The sequence below is a fragment of the Streptomyces sp. NPDC094034 genome (assembly GCF_040303865.1).
GTDB lineage: Bacteria > Actinomycetota > Actinomycetes > Streptomycetales > Streptomycetaceae > Streptomyces.
The window spans coordinates 85,702-101,337 of sequence record NZ_JBEOUD010000008.1 but is presented as its reverse complement, the minus strand read 5'-3'; the positions used below and the strand labels follow the sequence as shown (position 1 = coordinate 101,337).

Below are 15,636 nucleotides of genomic sequence, written 5' to 3'. Positions count from 1 at the left end.
CCGTGACCGTGGCCCCTGCCGTCGTCACTCTTGTTGCCGTTGCCGTCGTCGCTTGTGTCGGCCTGTTCCATGAGATCTCCTCGTGCGCATACGAAGAAGGCCACTGCCGGGGTCCTTGCGGTTCCCTGTGCGGCAATGGCCTCCTCGTCAGATCTGCGGCCGCCCGACAGGTACCCGGACGACTGCGTCAGACCCTATCGGGGTCTTTGGTTGATCGCGTACAGACTCAGACGCCGACCTTGATGCGCACGAAGCGCGTCAGGGCGACACCGGCCTCGTCCAGGATCTTCTGGACGGACTTCTTGTTGTCCTTGGCGAACGCCTGCTCCGTGACGACGACCTCCTTGAAGAAGCCGTTGACACGACCCTCGACGATCTTCGGCAGGGCGGCCTCGGGCTTGCCCTCCTCGCGCGAGGTGGCCTCGGCCACGCGGCGCTCGTTCTCGACCGTCTCGGCCGGGACCTCGTCACGGTTCAGGTACTTCGGGGCGAAGGCGGCGATGTGCTGCGCGATGTCCTTGGCGACCTCGGCGTTCTCCTTGTCCAGCTGGACGAGGACGCCGACCTGCGGCGGGAGGTCGGGCATGGTGCGGTGCATGTAGGCGGCCACGTAACCGCCGGTGAACTGCGCGAAGCGGTCCAGGACGATCTTCTCGCCGAGGTTGGCGTTCGCCTCGTCGACATACGCCTGCACGGTCTTGCCGGCCTCGATCTCGGAGGCGAGCAGCGCCGGGAGGTCGGCCGGGGAGGTCGCCGCGACATGGGCGGCGAGCGTGTTGGCGACGGTCTGGAACTTCTCACCCTTGGCGACGAAGTCCGTCTCGCACTTCAGCTCAAGCAGGACACCGGACGTCTTGTCCTCGGAGATGAGGGAGACGACGGCGCCGTTCTCGGCCGAACGGCCCTCGCGCTTGGCGACGCCCTTCTGGCCCTTGACACGGAGAAGCTCGACGGCCTTGTCGACGTTGCCGTCGGCCTCGTCGAGCGCCTTCTTGCAGTCCATCATGCCGGCGCCGGTGAGCTCACGGAGCTTCTTGACGTCAGCGGCGGTGTAATTCGCCATGATCTGTAATTCTCTCTCGAAGGTCTGAAGGATCTACGGGTGAACGGCGGGGGCCGGTGGGCCCCCGCCGTCAACTACCGAACCTGGTAAAGGTCAGGCCTGCTCGGTGTCCGCGGCCGGAGCGGCCTCGGCGGGCGCCTCGGCCTGCTCCGCGTCGGCGACCTTCTCCGTCTCCGCGGAGGTCTGGACTTCGCCCTCGGCCTTGGCCTCGGCCGGCTTCTCGGCGTCGTCCTTCTTCTCGCCCTCGAGCAGGTCGCGCTCCCACTCGGCGAGCGGCTCGCCGGCGGCCTTCTCGCCCGGCTTCGAGTCACCGGTGGCGACGCCGGAACGGGCGATGAGGCCCTCGGCGACGGCGTCGGCGATCACGCGGGTGAGCAGGGTGACGGAGCGGATCGCGTCGTCATTGCCCGGGATCTTGTAGTCGACCTCGTCGGGGTCGCAGTTGGTGTCGAGGATCGCGACGACCGGGATGTGGAGCTTGCGCGCCTCACCGACGGCGATGTGCTCCTTCTTGGTGTCCACGATCCAGACGGCGCTGGGCACCTTCTGCATCTCGCGGATACCACCGAGGGTCTTCTCCAGCTTGGCCTTCTCGCGGGAGAGGACCAGCAGCTCCTTCTTGGTGAGACCGGAGGCGGCCACGTCCTCGAAGTCGATCTGCTCAAGCTCCTTCAGACGCTGAAGGCGCTTGTAGACGGTGGAGAAGTTGGTGAGCATGCCGCCCAGCCAGCGCTGGTTGACGTAGGGCATGCCGACGCGCGTCGCCTGCTCGGCGATGGCCTCCTGGGCCTGCTTCTTCGTACCGACGAACATGATGGAGCCGCCGTGCGCGACGGTCTCCTTGACGAACTCGTAGGCGCGGTCGATGTACGACAGCGACTGGAGCAGGTCGATGATGTAGATGCCGTTGCGCTCGGTGAAGATGAAGCGCTTCATCTTCGGATTCCAGCGACGGGTCTGGTGACCGAAGTGGACGCCGCTCTCCAGCAGCTCCCGCATCGTGACGACGGCCATGGCCGTACTCCTTGAGATACTCGGTTGTCGCGTCCGCCGGACGGCAGTCGCGCCTGACGCCCCGATGCGCTGTGCCACGGAAGTCCGAGACCGAGAAGCGCTGACATCGGCGCGAAGGAGGCCGATGGCGGGGCGTGCGAAGTCGACCCGGTGACCCGGATCGCCACAAGAAGTGTACGGGACCTTCGCACCCCCGGGTGACGGCGCTGTCCACAACCCGTCAGTACTCCACAGATCCGGTTCATGATCAGCGCGATGGGGCCCTGGTGCGCGACCGTGGACCCATGACCACTCTCCGTAACCGTGTGGACGTGCGCGTCCCGAGGCTTCCCCGCCTCCCCCTTCTCTGCCCTCTCTCCCGCCCCCTCCCTCTCCCCCGCTTCGCACTCCTCGCTGCTGTCCTGGCTGTTGTCCTGTTGGTCGTTCTGGCTGGCGGCTCGGCTCCGCACGGGCTTCGGTCGTCCCCGGCGGTGGCGGTAGCAGTGGAAGCACCCGGGCGCGAGGGCGCGGGCGGGGTCGGGGGCGGGCATCGAACCGACCGGGCGTGGCCCGTGGGCTCGCGTCCGGAGGTGCTGCGGGGCTGGGAACCGCCCGCTTCGCCGTACGGTCCCGGTCATCGCGGGGTGGATCTGGCCGCGTCGGCCGGGGCCCCGGTACGAGCGGCGGCGGCCGGCCGGGTCTCCTTCGCGGGGCGGGTGGCGGGGCGCGGGGTGCTCTCGATCACGCTGGCCGGTACGGGCGATCCGCCGCTGCGGACCACCTACGAACCGGTGTCACCGCTCGTCGCCGAGGGGGACGAGGTGACGGCGGGCCGGCCGGTCGCGACGGTGACGTGCGCTCCGTCCCACTGCGCGCCGGGCTGTCTGCACTGGGGGCTGCTGCGGGGCGCGGTCTATCTCAACCCGCTGTCCCTGCTGCCCCACGAGCTGCTGCGCCGGGCGCCGTCGCGGCTTCTGCCGGTCTTCGGCGTTCCCGAGCCGGAGCCCGGACGAATCCGGCGGAGCGCGTGGTGGCTACCGGCGGCGCGTCCGCAGGTGCCCGCGCCCGGCCCTCAGCCCCGTACGCCGCGCAGTGCCATGGAGACGGCCGCCTCGGCGATCTCCGGGGGCGCCTCGGCCGCGCCGAGTTCGATACGTCTGACCGCCGCGTCCACGACGCCCTGGAGCAGCATGGCCGCGAGCCGGGGCTGCTGGTGGCCCAGCTCGCCGAGGGCCTCCACGATCATGGCGATCAGACCGCCGTGCGCGGCGCGGATCTTCTCCCGGGCGCCGTCGTCCAGCTCGCTCGCGGAGATGGCGACGACCGCGCGGTGCCGTCGGTCCCCGACGAGCGCGAGCTGACGGCGCACATACGCCTCGATCTTGGCCTCGGGTGTCTCGGCCCCGGCCATGGCCGACTCGACCTCGGCCGCCCAGACCGGGAAGTCGACGGCGCACAGTTCCTCGACGACGGCGGCGCGCGAGCGGAAGTACTCGTAGACGGAGGACCTGGCGAGTCCGGTGCGTTCGGCGAGCGCGGGGAAGGTCAGCGCGTCCGTACCGCCTTCGGACAGGAGGGAGCGCGCGGCGTCCAGCAGGGCGCCTCGTTGCATGGTCCGGTGCTCGGCCACCGAGGCCGCTCGAATCCTGGGCACGCCTCCACTCTACGGATGAGCGGGCGGCGGCACAGCGTCAGCGTCCGACGTCGGCCAGCTTCGCCCGCAGTTGCAGCACGGACTTTGTGTGGATCTGGCTGACCCTGCTCTCGGTCACCCCGAGGACATGGCCGATCTCGGCGAGCGTGAGGCCCTCGTAGTAGTAGAGCGTGACGACGGTCTTCTCCCGGTCGGGGAGGGTGTTGATGGCCCGCGCGAGCAACCGTCTCAGCTCACGGTCCTCGGCGACCTCCACCGGATTGTCGGCGGCCGTGTCCTCCAGGGTGTCCATGAGGCTGAGCCGGTCGCCCCCCTCGCCGCCGACATGCAGCAACTCCTCCAGTGCCACCACGTTCGCGAGGGACAACTGGCTGAAAACCGCGTGCAGTTCCTCCAGCGCGATCCCCATCTCGCCGGCGACCTCGGGCTCCGTCGGCGTACGGCGCAGCTGTGCCTCCAGGGTGGCGTAGGCGCGCTCGACGGCTCTGGCCTTCTGCCGTACGGAGCGCGGGATCCAGTCGAGGGCCCGGAGTTCGTCGATCATCGCGCCGCGGATCCGGGTGATCGCGTAGGTCTCGAACTTGATGGACCGCTCGATGTCGAACTTCTCGATCGCGTCGATCAGACCGAAGACCCCGGAGGAGACGAAGTCGGCCTGCTCGACATTGGACGGCAGTCCCACACTCACCCGGCCCGCCACATACTTCACCAGGGGCGAGTAGTGCAGGATCAACTGCTCGCGCAGCCGCTCGTCGCCCGTGGTCTTGTACGACCGCCACAACTCGTCGAGCGACGAGGGCGCGGGGGGCCGCACGCCGCTCCGGGCGGCAGGGGGCGCCGCCGCGCGGTCAGACCCGGAGGTGTGCTGGGGCATGCGTTGCCTTGAGCCGTTCTGCTGTGACGTGCGGGGGGACATCTGTCGAAGTGGCCGGAATGCATGTGAGCGTAGCGTGACTGGAGCGTCGCACTGAGCGAGGATCGGGCGCCCGGACCCGCCTCGACGGACGCCGTCGACCACACCTTCGATCGGGGGCCGACGCCGCTCGCGCCGGCCCCTGGCGTGTCACCGATCGAGAGACAGAGGTCATCCGCATCACCTTTTCACCCGAATGCCCCAGATCAAGTACCGCCTCGCCGCGCGGCGGCCAACTGCCAGCCGTCCCCGTGCCGTTCGACGAACCCCAACGAGTGCAGTTCGTACAATCTGCCGAGCGCCTCGTCGGTGGTCGTGCCCGCGCCGCGCGCGATCTCCGGCCCTCGCGAGACGCCCCGGGCGGGCAGCGCCTCCAGCACCCGCGCGCTGACCGGGTCGAGCAGATCCCTGGGAAGTACGGGGCCGCGTCGGAGCGGCGCCAGCTCACCCATGTCGCCCACCAGCTCGACCACTTCCGCGGCGTCCGTGACCAGCACTCCCTCACCACGCAGCAGTTCGTGCACACCGGCCGAGAGACCGCTGGTGGCGGGGCCGGGCACGCCCATCGTGAAGCGGCCCAGCCGCTGCGCGGCCCGCGCGGTGACCAGGGATCCACTGCGGTACTCCGCCTCCACCACGACGGTCCCCCTGGTGAGCGCGGCGATCACGCGGTTGCGCAGGACGAACCTGCTGCGGGTGGGATGGTCGCCCGGCGGTAATTCCCCGATGACCAGCCCCTGTTCGGCGATGCGTCCGATCAGTTCGGAGTGACCGCGCGGATAGGCCACATCGACCCCGCAGGCGAGCACGGCCACCGTGGCACCGCCCGCCGCCAGCGCACCGCGGTGTGCCGCGCCGTCCACACCGAACGCCGCACCGGAGGTGACCACCCAACCTCGCTCGGCCAGACCCGCGCCCAGACTCGCCGCCATATGTGCCCCGTACGGAGTACACGCCCTGGCCCCGACCACGGCGACGGAGCGCAGTGACCAGAGCCGCAGATCCGCGGTGCCCCGCACCCATAGCCCCACGGGCGCGGCCGTCTCCAGATCGTCGAGCTGGCTGGGCCACTCCCGGTCACCGGGGCAGACGAACCGGCCGCCGAGCGCGCTCACCGCCGCCAGATCACGCTCGGGGTCCGCCACCGCCGCCCGTATCCGATAACCGCCGAGCCGCCGCTCACCGACCTCGGTGAACCGCTCCGGCCCGGCGTCCGGTGAGGTGAGCCGCTCCAGCAGCCCGACCGCCCCGAACCTCCGCAGCCACAGTCCACCGCACTCGTCCCCGGGCTCCAGGATCCGCGTGAGCGCGGCCCGCGCCAGCCGCTCCCCCGGACCGACGGAGGTCATGATGCCGCTCCGGCGACCGCCGTACCCCGGGTGACACCGGTACGCAGCTCCAGCGCCAGAGCCACATCACGCGATTCCGGCCGGACGCGCCCTGCGAGGTCCGCGACCGTCCAGGCCACCCGCAGCACCCGGTCCAGGCCACGTGCGGTGAGCAGGCCACGCTCCAGATCCCGTTCGGCCGCCGCGAGCGCTCCGGGGGCGACGGGCCAGCGCGTTCGCAGCTCATGGCCGGGCACCTCGCTGTTGACCGTCCACGGTGTGCCGTCCAGCCGGTCCGCCGACCGCTGACGGGCGTCCCGTACCCGCGCGGCGACCACGGAGGTGGACTCGCCCCTGCCGCCCTGCCCCAGCAGATCCGCCCGCTGGACGGGCTGGACACCGACCCGCAGATCCACCCGGTCGAGCAGCGGTCCGGACAGCCGGGCCTGGTAACGGCGGATCGCCGAGGGCGGGCAGTCGCACGCGGCTCCCACCAGCGTGTGCCGCCCGCATGGGCAGGGATTCGCCGCGAGGATCATCAGAAACCGCGCGGGCAGCCGCACCACGCCGGCGCTGCGGGCCACCACCACATGGCCGGATTCCAGCGGCTGCCGCAGGGCGTCCAGCGCCCGGACCGAGAACTCCGGCGCCTCGTCGAGGAACAGCACGCCGCGGTGGGCCAGCGACACCGCGCCCGGTCGCGGCAGCCCGTTGCCACCGCCGACCAGGGACTGCATGGTCGCCGAGTGGTGCGGTGCGCAGTAGGGCGGGGTATGGACGAGCGGTTCGCCGGGCGGCAGCATGCCCGCCACCGAGTGCACGGCGGTGACCTCCAGGGATTCCTGCCTGGTCAGCGGCGGCAGGACACCGGGCAGCCGCTCGGCCAGCATCGTCTTGCCGGCCCCCGGCGGTCCGTGGAGCAGCAGGTGGTGCCCGCCCGCCGCGGCCACCTCCAGCGCCGTACGCGCCGCCTCCTGGCCGGCCACATCCGCGAGATCCGGCCGGTGTCCGTCGCCCGCCCCCATGCCCGTGGCCAGACCGGTGCCCACCCCGGCACCGGGCACCATCAACCCCGCGAGCATCGAGTCAGGACGCCCCCGCGCGGTCTCCGGCACCTCTTCGGGCACCGGCTCGCCGGTCAGTACGGCGATGAGCTGACGCAGGGTCCGTACCCCGAGGACCGACACCCCCGACACCAGAGAGGCCTCGCCCGCGGTCTGCTCGGGCACGACGACCTGGCGGTATCCGGCCTCCGCCGCCGCGAGCACGGCCGGCAGCACCCCGCGCACCGGCCTGACCCGTCCGTCCAGGCCCAGCTCACCGATCAGCACCAGATCGGCGATGGCGCCGGGATCGATTCGCTCGGCGGCCCCGAGCACCGCCGCCGCCACGGCGAGATCGAAGCCGCTGCCGCCCTTGGGCACGGAGGCGGGGCTCAGCCCTACCGTGAGTTTCTTCTGCGGCCACTCGCCGCCGGAGTTCACCACGGCCGCCCGCACCCGGTCCCGGCTCTCCACCAGACTCTTGTCGGGCAGCCCCACCAGGGTGAACGCGGCGACCCCCGGCTCCAGGTCCGCCTGGACCTCGACCACCACCCCCTCGACCCCCACCAGCGCCACCGAGCACGCGCGCGCGAACCCCATCAGGTCACCCCCTGCGCGTGCTCGACCACCGGTGCGCCCCGGCCGGGCAGCAGCACCCCGATCAGATCGATGCGGACCCCGCCCGACGGCGGACCGCCGTACCGCTCCAGCCAGCAGTCCGCGAGCCGTCTCAGCCGATCCGCCTTCACCGGCGTGACCGCGGCCATCGGATGTTCGAACCAGCCGGCTCTGCGGGTCTTCACCTCGCAGACGACCAGCACATCCCGGCCCCCGCTGTCCTTGTCGCGGGCCACGATGTCGATCTCACCGACCCTGCCGCACCGCCAGTTGCGTGCCAGCACGGTCATCCCCGCGTCGACCAGCCGCCGCGCCGCCAGATCCTCGCCGTACTGCCCCAGTGCCCCCGTCGCGTTCATTTCGGCACCACCTCCGGTACCGACTCTGACGCGACCGCCCAGAACTAGTGGATCTTGGTGGACAACCCGGCGGTTGTGGAAAACTCGCTCACTCGCTCGTGACGCCCCAGCCCCTCGCCCAGCGCCCCGGCCCGATCACGGTCTTCAGCCGCCGGGGAGTTCGAGGTCGCTCTTGTTCAGCTCCTCGATATTCACGTCCTTGAACGTGAGCACTCGTACCTGCTTGACGAACCTGGCCGGCCTGTACATGTCCCAGACCCACGCGTCCGCCATCGTGACCTCGAAGAAGACCTCACCCTGCACCGAGTGCACCTGCATCTCGTAATCATTCGTGAGATAAAAGCGACGCTCGGTCTCGATCACGTATTTGAACAGGCCGACGACATCTCGATACTCCCGGTAGAGCTTCAGCTCCATCTCGGTCTCGTACTTTTCGAGGTCCTCGGCGCTCATGGCATGTTCCCCTTCAGCCGTACGTCCCCCTATTGTGCTCCGGCCCCCACGCCCCTAGACGCTCTCGGGGGCGAGGTCCACCGGCTCACCCGGAGGACCCTCGTCGAGCAGCGTGCGCAGCAGCTCGGCGAGCCTGGTCGGGTACACCGTCTCACGCGCCGCCGACAGTTCGGCGGAGGTCCACCACCTCAACCCCGCGACGCTGCGCAGCTCCAGCTCGGTCAGCCCCTCGACCGACGTCTCGGTCTGCGTCGTACGTGCCAGGAAGTACCACTCGTCCTGATCCCAGCGGCGCCCGTCGAACGGGAAGGAACAGGTCCGGCGCCACAGCACGGGTCCCAGCTCCACCTGTGTGATCCCCGTCTCCTCCGCCAGCTCGCGCAGTGCGGCCTCTGCCCGGGTCTCGTCGCCCTCCAGGCCTCCGCCGGGCGTGAACCACCAGTCGTTGTCCGGATCACCGGGCTCGTATCCATGCAGCAACAGAATCCGGTCCGCCGGGTCCAGCAGCACCACCCGCGCCACCCTCCGCAGCACTTGCCCGCCCGACCCGTCCGACCCGCCCGACACAGCTGTCCCTCCAGTCCCTCCAGTGCCCCCAGTGCCCCCAGCCCCTCCAGTGCCCCCAGCCCGGTCAGATCCAGCAGACTCAGCAGATCCAGCAGCCCCAGCAGACTCAGCGGACACCCGTGGACACCCCTTCACCGCTCCCGCCGCCCGTCCGAGGCTTCGAGAACCGCCGGGCGACCGGCCCGTACGCCGCCCCGCCGAAGATCAGCAGCGCCCCGGCCACCACCGCCACCACGATCCATCGCACGGGTCCCGGCCCAGACACCCCGCCCGGCAGCGCGGCGAAGCCCGCCGGCCGGTCGATCACCCCGCCCAGCGGCCAGGCCACGGCGTCGACGCGCGCGTCGACCGCCGAGCGCGGCACCGAGCCCTGCCCCGCGTCCTCCAGATGGACCCGGGAATCCAGCGAACCGCTGCGTTCATCACCGAGCAGAAACAGCTTCCCCTCGGGCACGGTCGCGTCGAAATCTGTCGTGGACGCCCGCCCGCCCGTGGACGCCCGCCCGCCGGCCATTCCCCGTACGTACGGTTCCTCGACCGGAGTGCCGTTGACGGTGAGCCGGCCGTCCGCGTCACAACAGGCGATCTTGTCGCCGCCGACCGCGACCACCCGCTTCACCATCGGCATATTGGCCCAGTCCGCGTCCTTGAAGACCACCACGTCGCCACGGCGTACCTCGTCGCCGGATATCCGCTGCGCCAGCACCCGGTCACCCGCCTTCACGGTCGGGTCCATCGAGTTGGTCGGGACGGTGTACGGCCGGTACTCCACGGCTCCCCAGACGAACCCGCCGAGGAAGAGCACACAACCGACGGCCACGGCCAGCCCCGACAGCACACTGCCGAGGCGGCCATGGCCGCCGTTCGAACGTTCCGCCCGTCCTGTTCCGCTCATCCCAGCACTCCCCCCGTTCCGGAAAACGATCACTCCACCGTTCCGGAGAATGTTCCTCGGAGATCGACGATCCGGGACGGCACCCTACCCGGCGGTACGCCCACGGGTAAGCCGCCTTCGGCGCCACAGCACGAGCGGCACCGCTCCGGCCAGGCCCAGCGCCCCCGGAGCCGCGGCCGAGGCCACCGACGCCGCCGCGCTCAGCCCGGACTGGTCGAACGTGTCGGGCACCGGAAGGAACGACCAGCGGTTGACCGGCCAGGCCACCACGAAGGCGCGCCCGACGACCTCGTCGTTGGAGACCGTGCCGTTTCCGGTCAGCTCCTGGTGGTAGCGGGAGTCCAACGAGTTCTGCCGGTGGTCACCCATCACCCAGATGCTGCCCTTGGGCACGTCGATCGGCCCGAAGGGCTTGTCGTCACAGGGAGTGTTGCCCGGGTAGATGTAGTCGGACTCGTTCAACGGAACCCCGTTGACCTGGACCTTTCCGCCCTTCTTGCACTCCACGGTGTCGCCGCCGACCGCGATGACCCGCTTGATCAGGTCCTTCTCCTCGGCGGACGGCATCAGGCCGATGAAGCTCAGGAACCGCTGTGCCACATTCGGCTCGGGCGCCTGGGTGCTGTCCAGCCAGCCGCCCGGATCATGGAAGACGACGACTTCACCACGCTCCGGTTCGGAGCCGAACCAGGGGGTGAGCTTGTCCACCAGCACCCGGTCGCCCCGCTGAAGGGTGTTCTGCATCGAGTCCGAGGGGATCGAGAACGCCTGTACCAGGAAAGTCTTGATCAGAAGCGCCAGCAGAAGGGCGATCCCGATGAGAAGGGGCAGCTCCTTCCAGAAGGAGCGCGGTTTCCTCGCGTCCGATCCTTCGCCGTCGCTGTCGCCATCCCTGTCGCCGTCGTGGATCCCACCGGACCCGTTCCCGCGTTCCGTCGACCGGGCCGTCACGTTTTCGGGCGACTCGGCGAGCTGCTCGTGTCCCTCCTCGGGATCATCGTGTCCGGATCGTGCGCCGACCGCCACATCCCCCACATCCACTCCTCACTCCGTGCGATTACTCCGTGCGATCGCCTGCCCCGGAGACGGGACAGGCCCACCACTCCCATAACGAGCGGGAGTTCCGCAGGGCTCGGGAGCCGGATCAATCCGTTCAGATCCTGGTAAGACACAGTAGGCGACTCCGACGGTCCCAGTGCCGTCGTCGGCGCGGCGCGCGGGTCCGGAACCGAGGCGTAGGTCTCCCGCTCCTCCAGTCGCCGCCAGTGCCCGACCGGCCAGGCGATGACGACCGCGCGCCCCACGACCTCGTCCTCCGAGATGGTCCCCTTGTCCGCCTCCTGGAGGTGGAAGCGCGAGTCGGCCGAATTGGACCGGTGGTCCCCCATCACGAAAATGCGTCCTTCCGGCACCCGCACCTCGAAGGGGATGGAGGAAGGGACATTCCCGGGATTCAGATACGGCTCGGTGAGCGGGGTGCCGTTGACGGTGACCTTGCCGTCCCGGTCGCAACATTTGACCGTGTCCCCGCCGGTCGCGACGACGCGCTTGATCAGATCCTGCTCGTCGGCGGACGGCAGCAGTCCGATGAAGGTCAGCGCCTGCTTGACCTGCTTGATCACGACCGGTGAGTCGTCCGGCGGCGGCTGCTCGTCGTGGAGCCAGTTGCCGGGGTCCTTGAAGACCACGACATCGCCCCGCTCCGGTTTCGAGCCGAACCATGGGGTCAGCTTGTCCACCAGCACCCGGTCACTGATCCTGATCGTCTGCTCCATCGAGCCCGAGGGGATCACGAACGCCTGGACCAGGAATGTCTTCAGGACCAGCGCGATCAGCACCGCCACGGTGATGAGTATCGGTATCTCCTTCGCCGCGGACCTGCGGCGGCGCTGTTTGACCCGGCGCGCGAGCTTACGGCGCTCCGCGCGCCCCGGCAGCGTCCGGCCGGTGGTGGGCCGGGAGCCGGTGGGCAGCCGGGTGTCCGACCCATGGCTGGGGCGACGGCGCCGCCCCCGCTTACCCATGGGAACCGCCCGGGATCCCCGCGTCACCCGCGGTCCCCGTACCACCTGCGGTCCCCTTGCCACCCGCGGTCTCCGTGCCACCTGGCGCCCCCGCGTCCGCCGGGGTCACCGCGCCTTCCGGGCTCCGTACGTCGTGGAAGGCCCCTGTCGGCTCCAGAACGGCCCAGCGGCCCAGCGGCCAGCCGATCCAGTCCGCCCGTCCGATGACCTTGTCCACGGGCACCATGCCGCCGCCGGGGTCGCCGAGATGGTCGCGGGAGTCGCGCGAATTGCTCCGGTGGTCGCCCATCACCCAGAGCGTGCCCTGGGGTACGACGATGTCGAAGGGGACGCTGGAGGGGGCGTCGCCCGCGTACAGGTACCCCTCGTCCACAGCTCCGCCGTTCACCTCGACCCTGCCCCCCTTGTCGCAGCAGACCACCCGGTCACCCCCCACACCGACCACACGCTTGACGAAGTCGGTCTCGGCGGGTGCGGCGAGACCCAGGGCCGCGGCCGCCCCGTGCAGCAGCCCGGTGACGGGGTTGTCCCCCGGCGGCTCCTGGACGAAGGATCCGGTGCCGTCGAAGACCACCACATCACCGCGCTCCGGCGCGGTACCGAAACGGTACGCCAACTTGTTGACCAGCACGCGGTCCCCGACCTGGAGAGTGGGCCGCATTGAGCCCGAGGGGATCAGGAACGGCTGCACCACGAAGCTGCTGAGCAGCAGCGCGAAGACGGCGCAGGCGAGCCCGAGGAGGCCCGCCCTGCGCCAGGCGGGCCCGGACAGCCCGGAGAGTCCGGGAAGTCCGGTCAGCCGCCCGGAGGAACGCGCGGAGCGCGATCCCTCTTCCGTCCCGTCGTGGGATCCGGAAGAGCGATCGCGCTCCGTCTGCCGTTCTTCGGTGTCCATCGGGGCCAGATCTTATCCGGCGGCCCTGTGAACCCCGGGTGCGTGTCCGGACCGACCCGGACGCCGCGGGTCCTACCTGTCGCGCTTCTCCTTGATCTTCGCGGCCTTGCCGCGCAGCTCACGGAGGTAGTACAGCTTCGCGCGACGGACGTCACCGCGGCTGACCAGCTCGATCTTCTCGAAGATCGGGCTGTGCACCGGGAAAGTACGCTCGACGCCGACGGAGAAGGAGACCTTGCGGACCGTGAAGGTCTCACGGACACCGGAGCCCTGGCGGCGGATGACCACGCCCTTGAACTGCTGGATACGGGAGCGGTTGCCCTCGATGACACGTACGTGGACGTTCACGGTGTCACCGGGACGGAAAGCGGGGAGGTCGCTGCGGAGCGACGATGCGTCGACGACGTCGAGCAGGCTGGCCATGAAGGTCTGCTTCCTCGCTGATGCCACAGGTCATCAGCGGATATCGAGAGAGAGTCCGATGTGCCGTTCGCGTCGGGCGGGCGTCGTTCCCCCTGTGGCAGGGGCGCACGCCGGACGTAAGGCAGCGGCCTATTCTTCCATGGCCTCGGGCCTGCGCCAAAATCGGCCACCGGGCTCCGGCGCCCAGCCCAGGATGGAGAGCATCTCGCGGTCCTTCTTGTCGAAGGACGCGGGATCGCAACGCTCGATCAGATCGGGCCGGTTGAGGGCCGTACGCCGGAACGCCTCGTCGCGCCGCCAGCGCGCGATCCTGCCATGGTGGCCGCTGAGCAGCACATCCGGAATCCCGCGCCCGCGCCACTGCGGCGGCTTCGTGTAGACGGGGCCCTCCAGCAGATTCGCCATCGCGCCGGGGGCGAAGGAATCGTCGCGGTGCGACTCCGCGTTGCCGAGCACACCGGGCAGCAGCCGGGCCACGGCCTCCGTGATCACCAGTACGGCCGCCTCGCCGCCGGCGAGCACATAGTCGCCGATCGAGACCTCGACCACCGGTATCCGGGTCGCGTACTCGTCGATGACCCGGCGGTCGATGCCCTCGTAGCGCGCGGGCGTGAAGACCAGCCAGGGCCGCTCGGAGAGTCCGACGGCCAGTTCCTGGGTGAAGGGGCGGCCACTGGGCGTGGGGACGACCAGGACCGGGCCATGGGCGCCCGACTCGTAGCCGCCCGCCAGGACGTCGTCCAGCGCGTCGCCCCAGGGCTCGGTCTTCATGACCATGCCGGGACCACCGCCGTAGGGGGTGTCGTCGACCGTGTTGTGCCGGTCGTACGTCCACTCCCGGAGGTCGTGTACGTGGACGTCGAGCCGGCCGCGCGCGCGGGCCTTGCCGACGAGTGAGACGTTCAGGGGCTCCAGATACTCCGGGAAGATCGTGACCACATCGAGCCGCATCAGCCGCCGTCCTTACCCGCCGCGCCGTCCTCGCCCAGGACCTCGCCGGCAGCGTCGGCGGCCGGGCCGGTGTCCCGGTCGGTGTCCGGGTCGGTGTCCCGGCTGGAGGCGATCTCCGCCCTGTCGTCGATCAACCCGGGCGGCGGGTCGATGACGGCCCGCTGCTCCTCCAGGTCGATCTCGGTGACGATCTCCGCCACGAAGGGGATCATCACCTCGCTGCCGTCCGGCCGTTCCACGATGAACAGGTCCTGCGAGGGCAGATGCGAGATCTCGGTGATCCGCCCGACCTCCGTGCCGTCGGCCAGCACCACATCCAGGTCCATCAGCTGATGGTCGTAGAACTCCTCGGGATCCTCCGGGAGTTCCTCGGGGTCGACCTCCGCGATCAGCAGAACATTGCGCAGCGCCTCGGCGCCCGTACGGTCGCGTACGCCCTCGAAGCGCAGCAGCAGCCTGCCGCTGTGCACCCGGCCCGTCTCGATCCTCAGCGGTCCGGCCTGGGCCGGTTCCGTGGCGAGTACGGCGCCGGGGCCGAGCCGCAGTTCGGGCTCGTCCGTCCGTACCTCTACGGTGACCTCACCCTTGATCCCATGGGCGCGGCCCACCCGCCCGACCACCAACTGCACTGATACTCCACCTTCTTGTCACGATCACGCGTCACGATCACGCGCGGGAAACAGCGAGGGCCGGGAAGGCCGTGGCCCTCCCGGCCCCTGCCGGTGTTCTGCTGTCTCAGCGGACCTGGTCCACGTCGATGAGATCGACACGGATGCCGCGGCCGCCGATGGCGCCCACGACGGTCCGCAGAGCACGTGCGGTGCGGCCGTTGCGGCCGATCACCTTGCCGAGGTCGTCCGGGTGCACCCGGACCTCCAGCACACGGCCGCGGCGCAGGTTGCGCGAGGCCACCCGCACTTCGTCCGGATTGTCGACGATGCCCTTCACGAGGTGCTCGAGAGCCTCCTCGAGCATGCTCAGGCCTCGGTCGACTCGGCGGCGGCCGAGGACTCGGTCCCGGCTTCGTCGGCCTTCTTGTCGGACTTCTTGGCCTTCTGAGTGATCGCCTCACCCTTGGGCTCGTCGCCGGCGTCCTTCGCGGCGGCCTCGAAGAGGGCGCGCTTGTCGGCCTTCGGCTCCGGCTGGAGCAGCGGCGCGGGGGCCGGCAGGCCCTTGTGTGCCTGCCAGTCACCGGTGAGCTTGAGGATCGCGAGAACCGGCTCGGTCGGCTGGGCGCCGACGGACAGCCAGTAACGCGCGCGCTCCGAGTCGACCTCGATGCGCGAGGGGTTCTGCACCGGGTGGTACAGACCGATCTCCTCGATGGCCCGGCCGTCACGGCGGGTACGGGAGTCGGCGACGATGATGCGGTAGTGAGGCGAACGGATCTTGCCCAGACGCTTCAGCTTGATCTTGACTGCCACTGGAGTGGTGTCTCCTGGTCTTGACGTGGTTGG

The 15,636-nt window shown here is 70.1% G+C and carries 17 protein-coding genes and 2 pseudogenes; 1 reads left to right on the top strand and 18 read right to left on the bottom strand.

Annotated elements, in window-relative coordinates:
• Positions 1–226 precede the first annotated feature (226 nt).
• Positions 227–1,063 carry a translation elongation factor Ts gene (gene tsf, locus ABTZ59_RS10425; protein WP_249953710.1) on the bottom strand — a complete coding sequence of 279 codons (837 nt, stop codon included), beginning with the start codon at positions 1,061–1,063 and terminating at the stop codon, positions 227–229.
• Between the two features lie 93 nt (positions 1,064–1,156).
• A complete protein-coding gene (gene rpsB, locus ABTZ59_RS10420; protein WP_351393759.1) occupies positions 1,157–2,077 on the bottom strand; it encodes a 30S ribosomal protein S2 in 921 nt (306 codons plus the stop codon).
• 284 nt (positions 2,078–2,361) lie between these two features.
• On the opposite strand from rpsB, the pseudogene ABTZ59_RS37350 reads away from it, so the two are divergent.
• A pseudogene (locus tag ABTZ59_RS37350) lies at positions 2,362–2,922 on the top strand (peptidoglycan DD-metalloendopeptidase family protein); the annotation flags it as partial.
• Between the two features lie 206 nt (positions 2,923–3,128).
• Here ABTZ59_RS37350 and ABTZ59_RS10410 read toward each other — a convergent pair.
• The 16 genes and pseudogenes from ABTZ59_RS10410 to rpsP all read right to left on the bottom strand — a co-directional run bounded on the left by ABTZ59_RS10410 (position 3,129) and on the right by rpsP (position 15,603).
• Positions 3,129–3,668, bottom strand: coding sequence for a TetR/AcrR family transcriptional regulator (locus tag ABTZ59_RS10410; RefSeq protein WP_351394010.1), 540 nt, complete (start codon positions 3,666–3,668; stop codon positions 3,129–3,131).
• A gap of 79 nt (positions 3,669–3,747) precedes the next feature.
• Positions 3,748–4,584, bottom strand: coding sequence for an RNA polymerase sigma factor WhiG (gene whiG / locus ABTZ59_RS10405; protein WP_249953712.1), 837 nt, complete (start codon positions 4,582–4,584; stop codon positions 3,748–3,750).
• 245 nt (positions 4,585–4,829) lie between these two features.
• Complete coding sequence (gene dprA, locus ABTZ59_RS10400) at positions 4,830–5,972, bottom strand: DNA-processing protein DprA (protein ID WP_351393755.1); 1,143 nt, start codon at positions 5,970–5,972, stop codon at positions 4,830–4,832.
• Positions 5,969–7,594 carry a YifB family Mg chelatase-like AAA ATPase gene (locus ABTZ59_RS10395; protein ID WP_351393752.1) on the bottom strand — a complete coding sequence of 542 codons (1,626 nt, stop codon included), beginning with the start codon at positions 7,592–7,594 and terminating at the stop codon, positions 5,969–5,971. The genes dprA and ABTZ59_RS10395 overlap by 4 nt, the downstream gene beginning before the upstream one ends.
• Positions 7,594–7,971 (bottom strand): YraN family protein, encoded by a 378-nt coding sequence (locus ABTZ59_RS10390; protein ID WP_351393749.1) that lies wholly within the window; start codon positions 7,969–7,971, stop codon positions 7,594–7,596. Before ABTZ59_RS10390 ends, ABTZ59_RS10395 begins: the two co-directional genes overlap by 1 nt.
• A gap of 144 nt (positions 7,972–8,115) precedes the next feature.
• Positions 8,116–8,424, bottom strand: coding sequence for a DUF2469 domain-containing protein (locus tag ABTZ59_RS10385; RefSeq protein ID WP_014675276.1), 309 nt, complete (start codon positions 8,422–8,424; stop codon positions 8,116–8,118).
• Between the two features lie 54 nt (positions 8,425–8,478).
• A complete protein-coding gene (locus ABTZ59_RS10380; RefSeq protein ID WP_351393745.1) occupies positions 8,479–8,991 on the bottom strand; it encodes an NUDIX hydrolase in 513 nt (170 codons plus the stop codon).
• Positions 8,992–9,097: 106 nt separating this feature from the next.
• A complete protein-coding gene (gene lepB, locus ABTZ59_RS10375) occupies positions 9,098–9,886 on the bottom strand; it encodes a signal peptidase I (RefSeq protein ID WP_351393742.1) in 789 nt (262 codons plus the stop codon).
• An 84-nt stretch (positions 9,887–9,970) separates the two neighbouring features.
• Positions 9,971–10,912, bottom strand: a complete 942-nt coding sequence (gene lepB, locus ABTZ59_RS10370) for a signal peptidase I (RefSeq protein WP_351394007.1) — start codon at positions 10,910–10,912, stop codon at positions 9,971–9,973.
• Positions 10,881–11,910, bottom strand: a pseudogene (lepB, locus tag ABTZ59_RS10365) (signal peptidase I). Before lepB (ABTZ59_RS10365) ends, lepB (ABTZ59_RS10370) begins: the two are co-directional and overlap by 32 nt.
• A complete protein-coding gene (gene lepB, locus ABTZ59_RS10360; protein WP_351393739.1) occupies positions 11,903–12,805 on the bottom strand; it encodes a signal peptidase I in 903 nt (300 codons plus the stop codon). Before lepB (ABTZ59_RS10360) ends, lepB (ABTZ59_RS10365) begins: the two are co-directional and overlap by 8 nt.
• 72 nt (positions 12,806–12,877) lie before the next feature.
• Positions 12,878–13,228, bottom strand: coding sequence for a 50S ribosomal protein L19 (rplS, locus tag ABTZ59_RS10355; protein ID WP_129772195.1), 351 nt, complete (start codon positions 13,226–13,228; stop codon positions 12,878–12,880).
• Positions 13,229–13,357: 129 nt separating this feature from the next.
• On the bottom strand, positions 13,358–14,179 hold the full coding sequence (gene trmD, locus ABTZ59_RS10350) for a tRNA (guanosine(37)-N1)-methyltransferase TrmD (RefSeq protein WP_351393736.1): 822 nt from the start codon (positions 14,177–14,179) through the stop codon (positions 13,358–13,360).
• On the bottom strand, positions 14,179–14,808 hold the full coding sequence (gene rimM / locus ABTZ59_RS10345; RefSeq protein ID WP_351393732.1) for a ribosome maturation factor RimM: 630 nt from the start codon (positions 14,806–14,808) through the stop codon (positions 14,179–14,181). Before rimM ends, trmD begins: the two co-directional genes overlap by 1 nt.
• Positions 14,809–14,914: 106 nt before the next feature.
• Positions 14,915–15,154, bottom strand: coding sequence for an RNA-binding protein (locus ABTZ59_RS10340; protein WP_351393729.1), 240 nt, complete (start codon positions 15,152–15,154; stop codon positions 14,915–14,917).
• Positions 15,155–15,156: 2 nt separating this feature from the next.
• Positions 15,157–15,603, bottom strand: a complete 447-nt coding sequence (gene rpsP, locus ABTZ59_RS10335) for a 30S ribosomal protein S16 (protein ID WP_129772198.1) — start codon at positions 15,601–15,603, stop codon at positions 15,157–15,159.
• Positions 15,604–15,636: the final 33 nt, after the last annotated feature.

What these genes read in the sequence shown, in the direction of transcription:
- tsf (WP_249953710.1), bottom strand. Translation starts at nt 1,063, where the DNA reads ATGGCGAATTACACCGCCGCTGACGTCAAGAAGCTCCGTGAGCTCACC.
- rpsB (WP_351393759.1), bottom strand. Translation starts at nt 2,077, where the DNA reads ATGGCCGTCGTCACGATGCGGGAGCTGCTGGAGAGCGGCGTCCACTTC.
- ABTZ59_RS10410 (WP_351394010.1), bottom strand. Translation starts at nt 3,668, where the DNA reads ATGCAACGAGGCGCCCTGCTGGACGCCGCGCGCTCCCTCCTGTCCGAA.
- whiG (WP_249953712.1), bottom strand. Translation starts at nt 4,584, where the DNA reads ATGCCCCAGCACACCTCCGGGTCTGACCGCGCGGCGGCGCCCCCTGCC.
- dprA (WP_351393755.1), bottom strand. Translation starts at nt 5,972, where the DNA reads ATGACCTCCGTCGGTCCGGGGGAGCGGCTGGCGCGGGCCGCGCTCACG.
- ABTZ59_RS10395 (WP_351393752.1), bottom strand. Translation starts at nt 7,594, where the DNA reads ATGGGGTTCGCGCGCGCGTGCTCGGTGGCGCTGGTGGGGGTCGAGGGG.
- ABTZ59_RS10390 (WP_351393749.1), bottom strand. Translation starts at nt 7,971, where the DNA reads ATGAACGCGACGGGGGCACTGGGGCAGTACGGCGAGGATCTGGCGGCG.
- ABTZ59_RS10385 (WP_014675276.1), bottom strand. Translation starts at nt 8,424, where the DNA reads ATGAGCGCCGAGGACCTCGAAAAGTACGAGACCGAGATGGAGCTGAAG.
- lepB (WP_351393742.1), bottom strand. Translation starts at nt 9,886, where the DNA reads ATGAGCGGAACAGGACGGGCGGAACGTTCGAACGGCGGCCATGGCCGC.
- lepB (WP_351393739.1), bottom strand. Translation starts at nt 12,805, where the DNA reads ATGGACACCGAAGAACGGCAGACGGAGCGCGATCGCTCTTCCGGATCC.
- rplS (WP_129772195.1), bottom strand. Translation starts at nt 13,228, where the DNA reads ATGGCCAGCCTGCTCGACGTCGTCGACGCATCGTCGCTCCGCAGCGAC.
- trmD (WP_351393736.1), bottom strand. Translation starts at nt 14,179, where the DNA reads ATGCGGCTCGATGTGGTCACGATCTTCCCGGAGTATCTGGAGCCCCTG.
- ABTZ59_RS10340 (WP_351393729.1), bottom strand. Translation starts at nt 15,154, where the DNA reads ATGCTCGAGGAGGCTCTCGAGCACCTCGTGAAGGGCATCGTCGACAAT.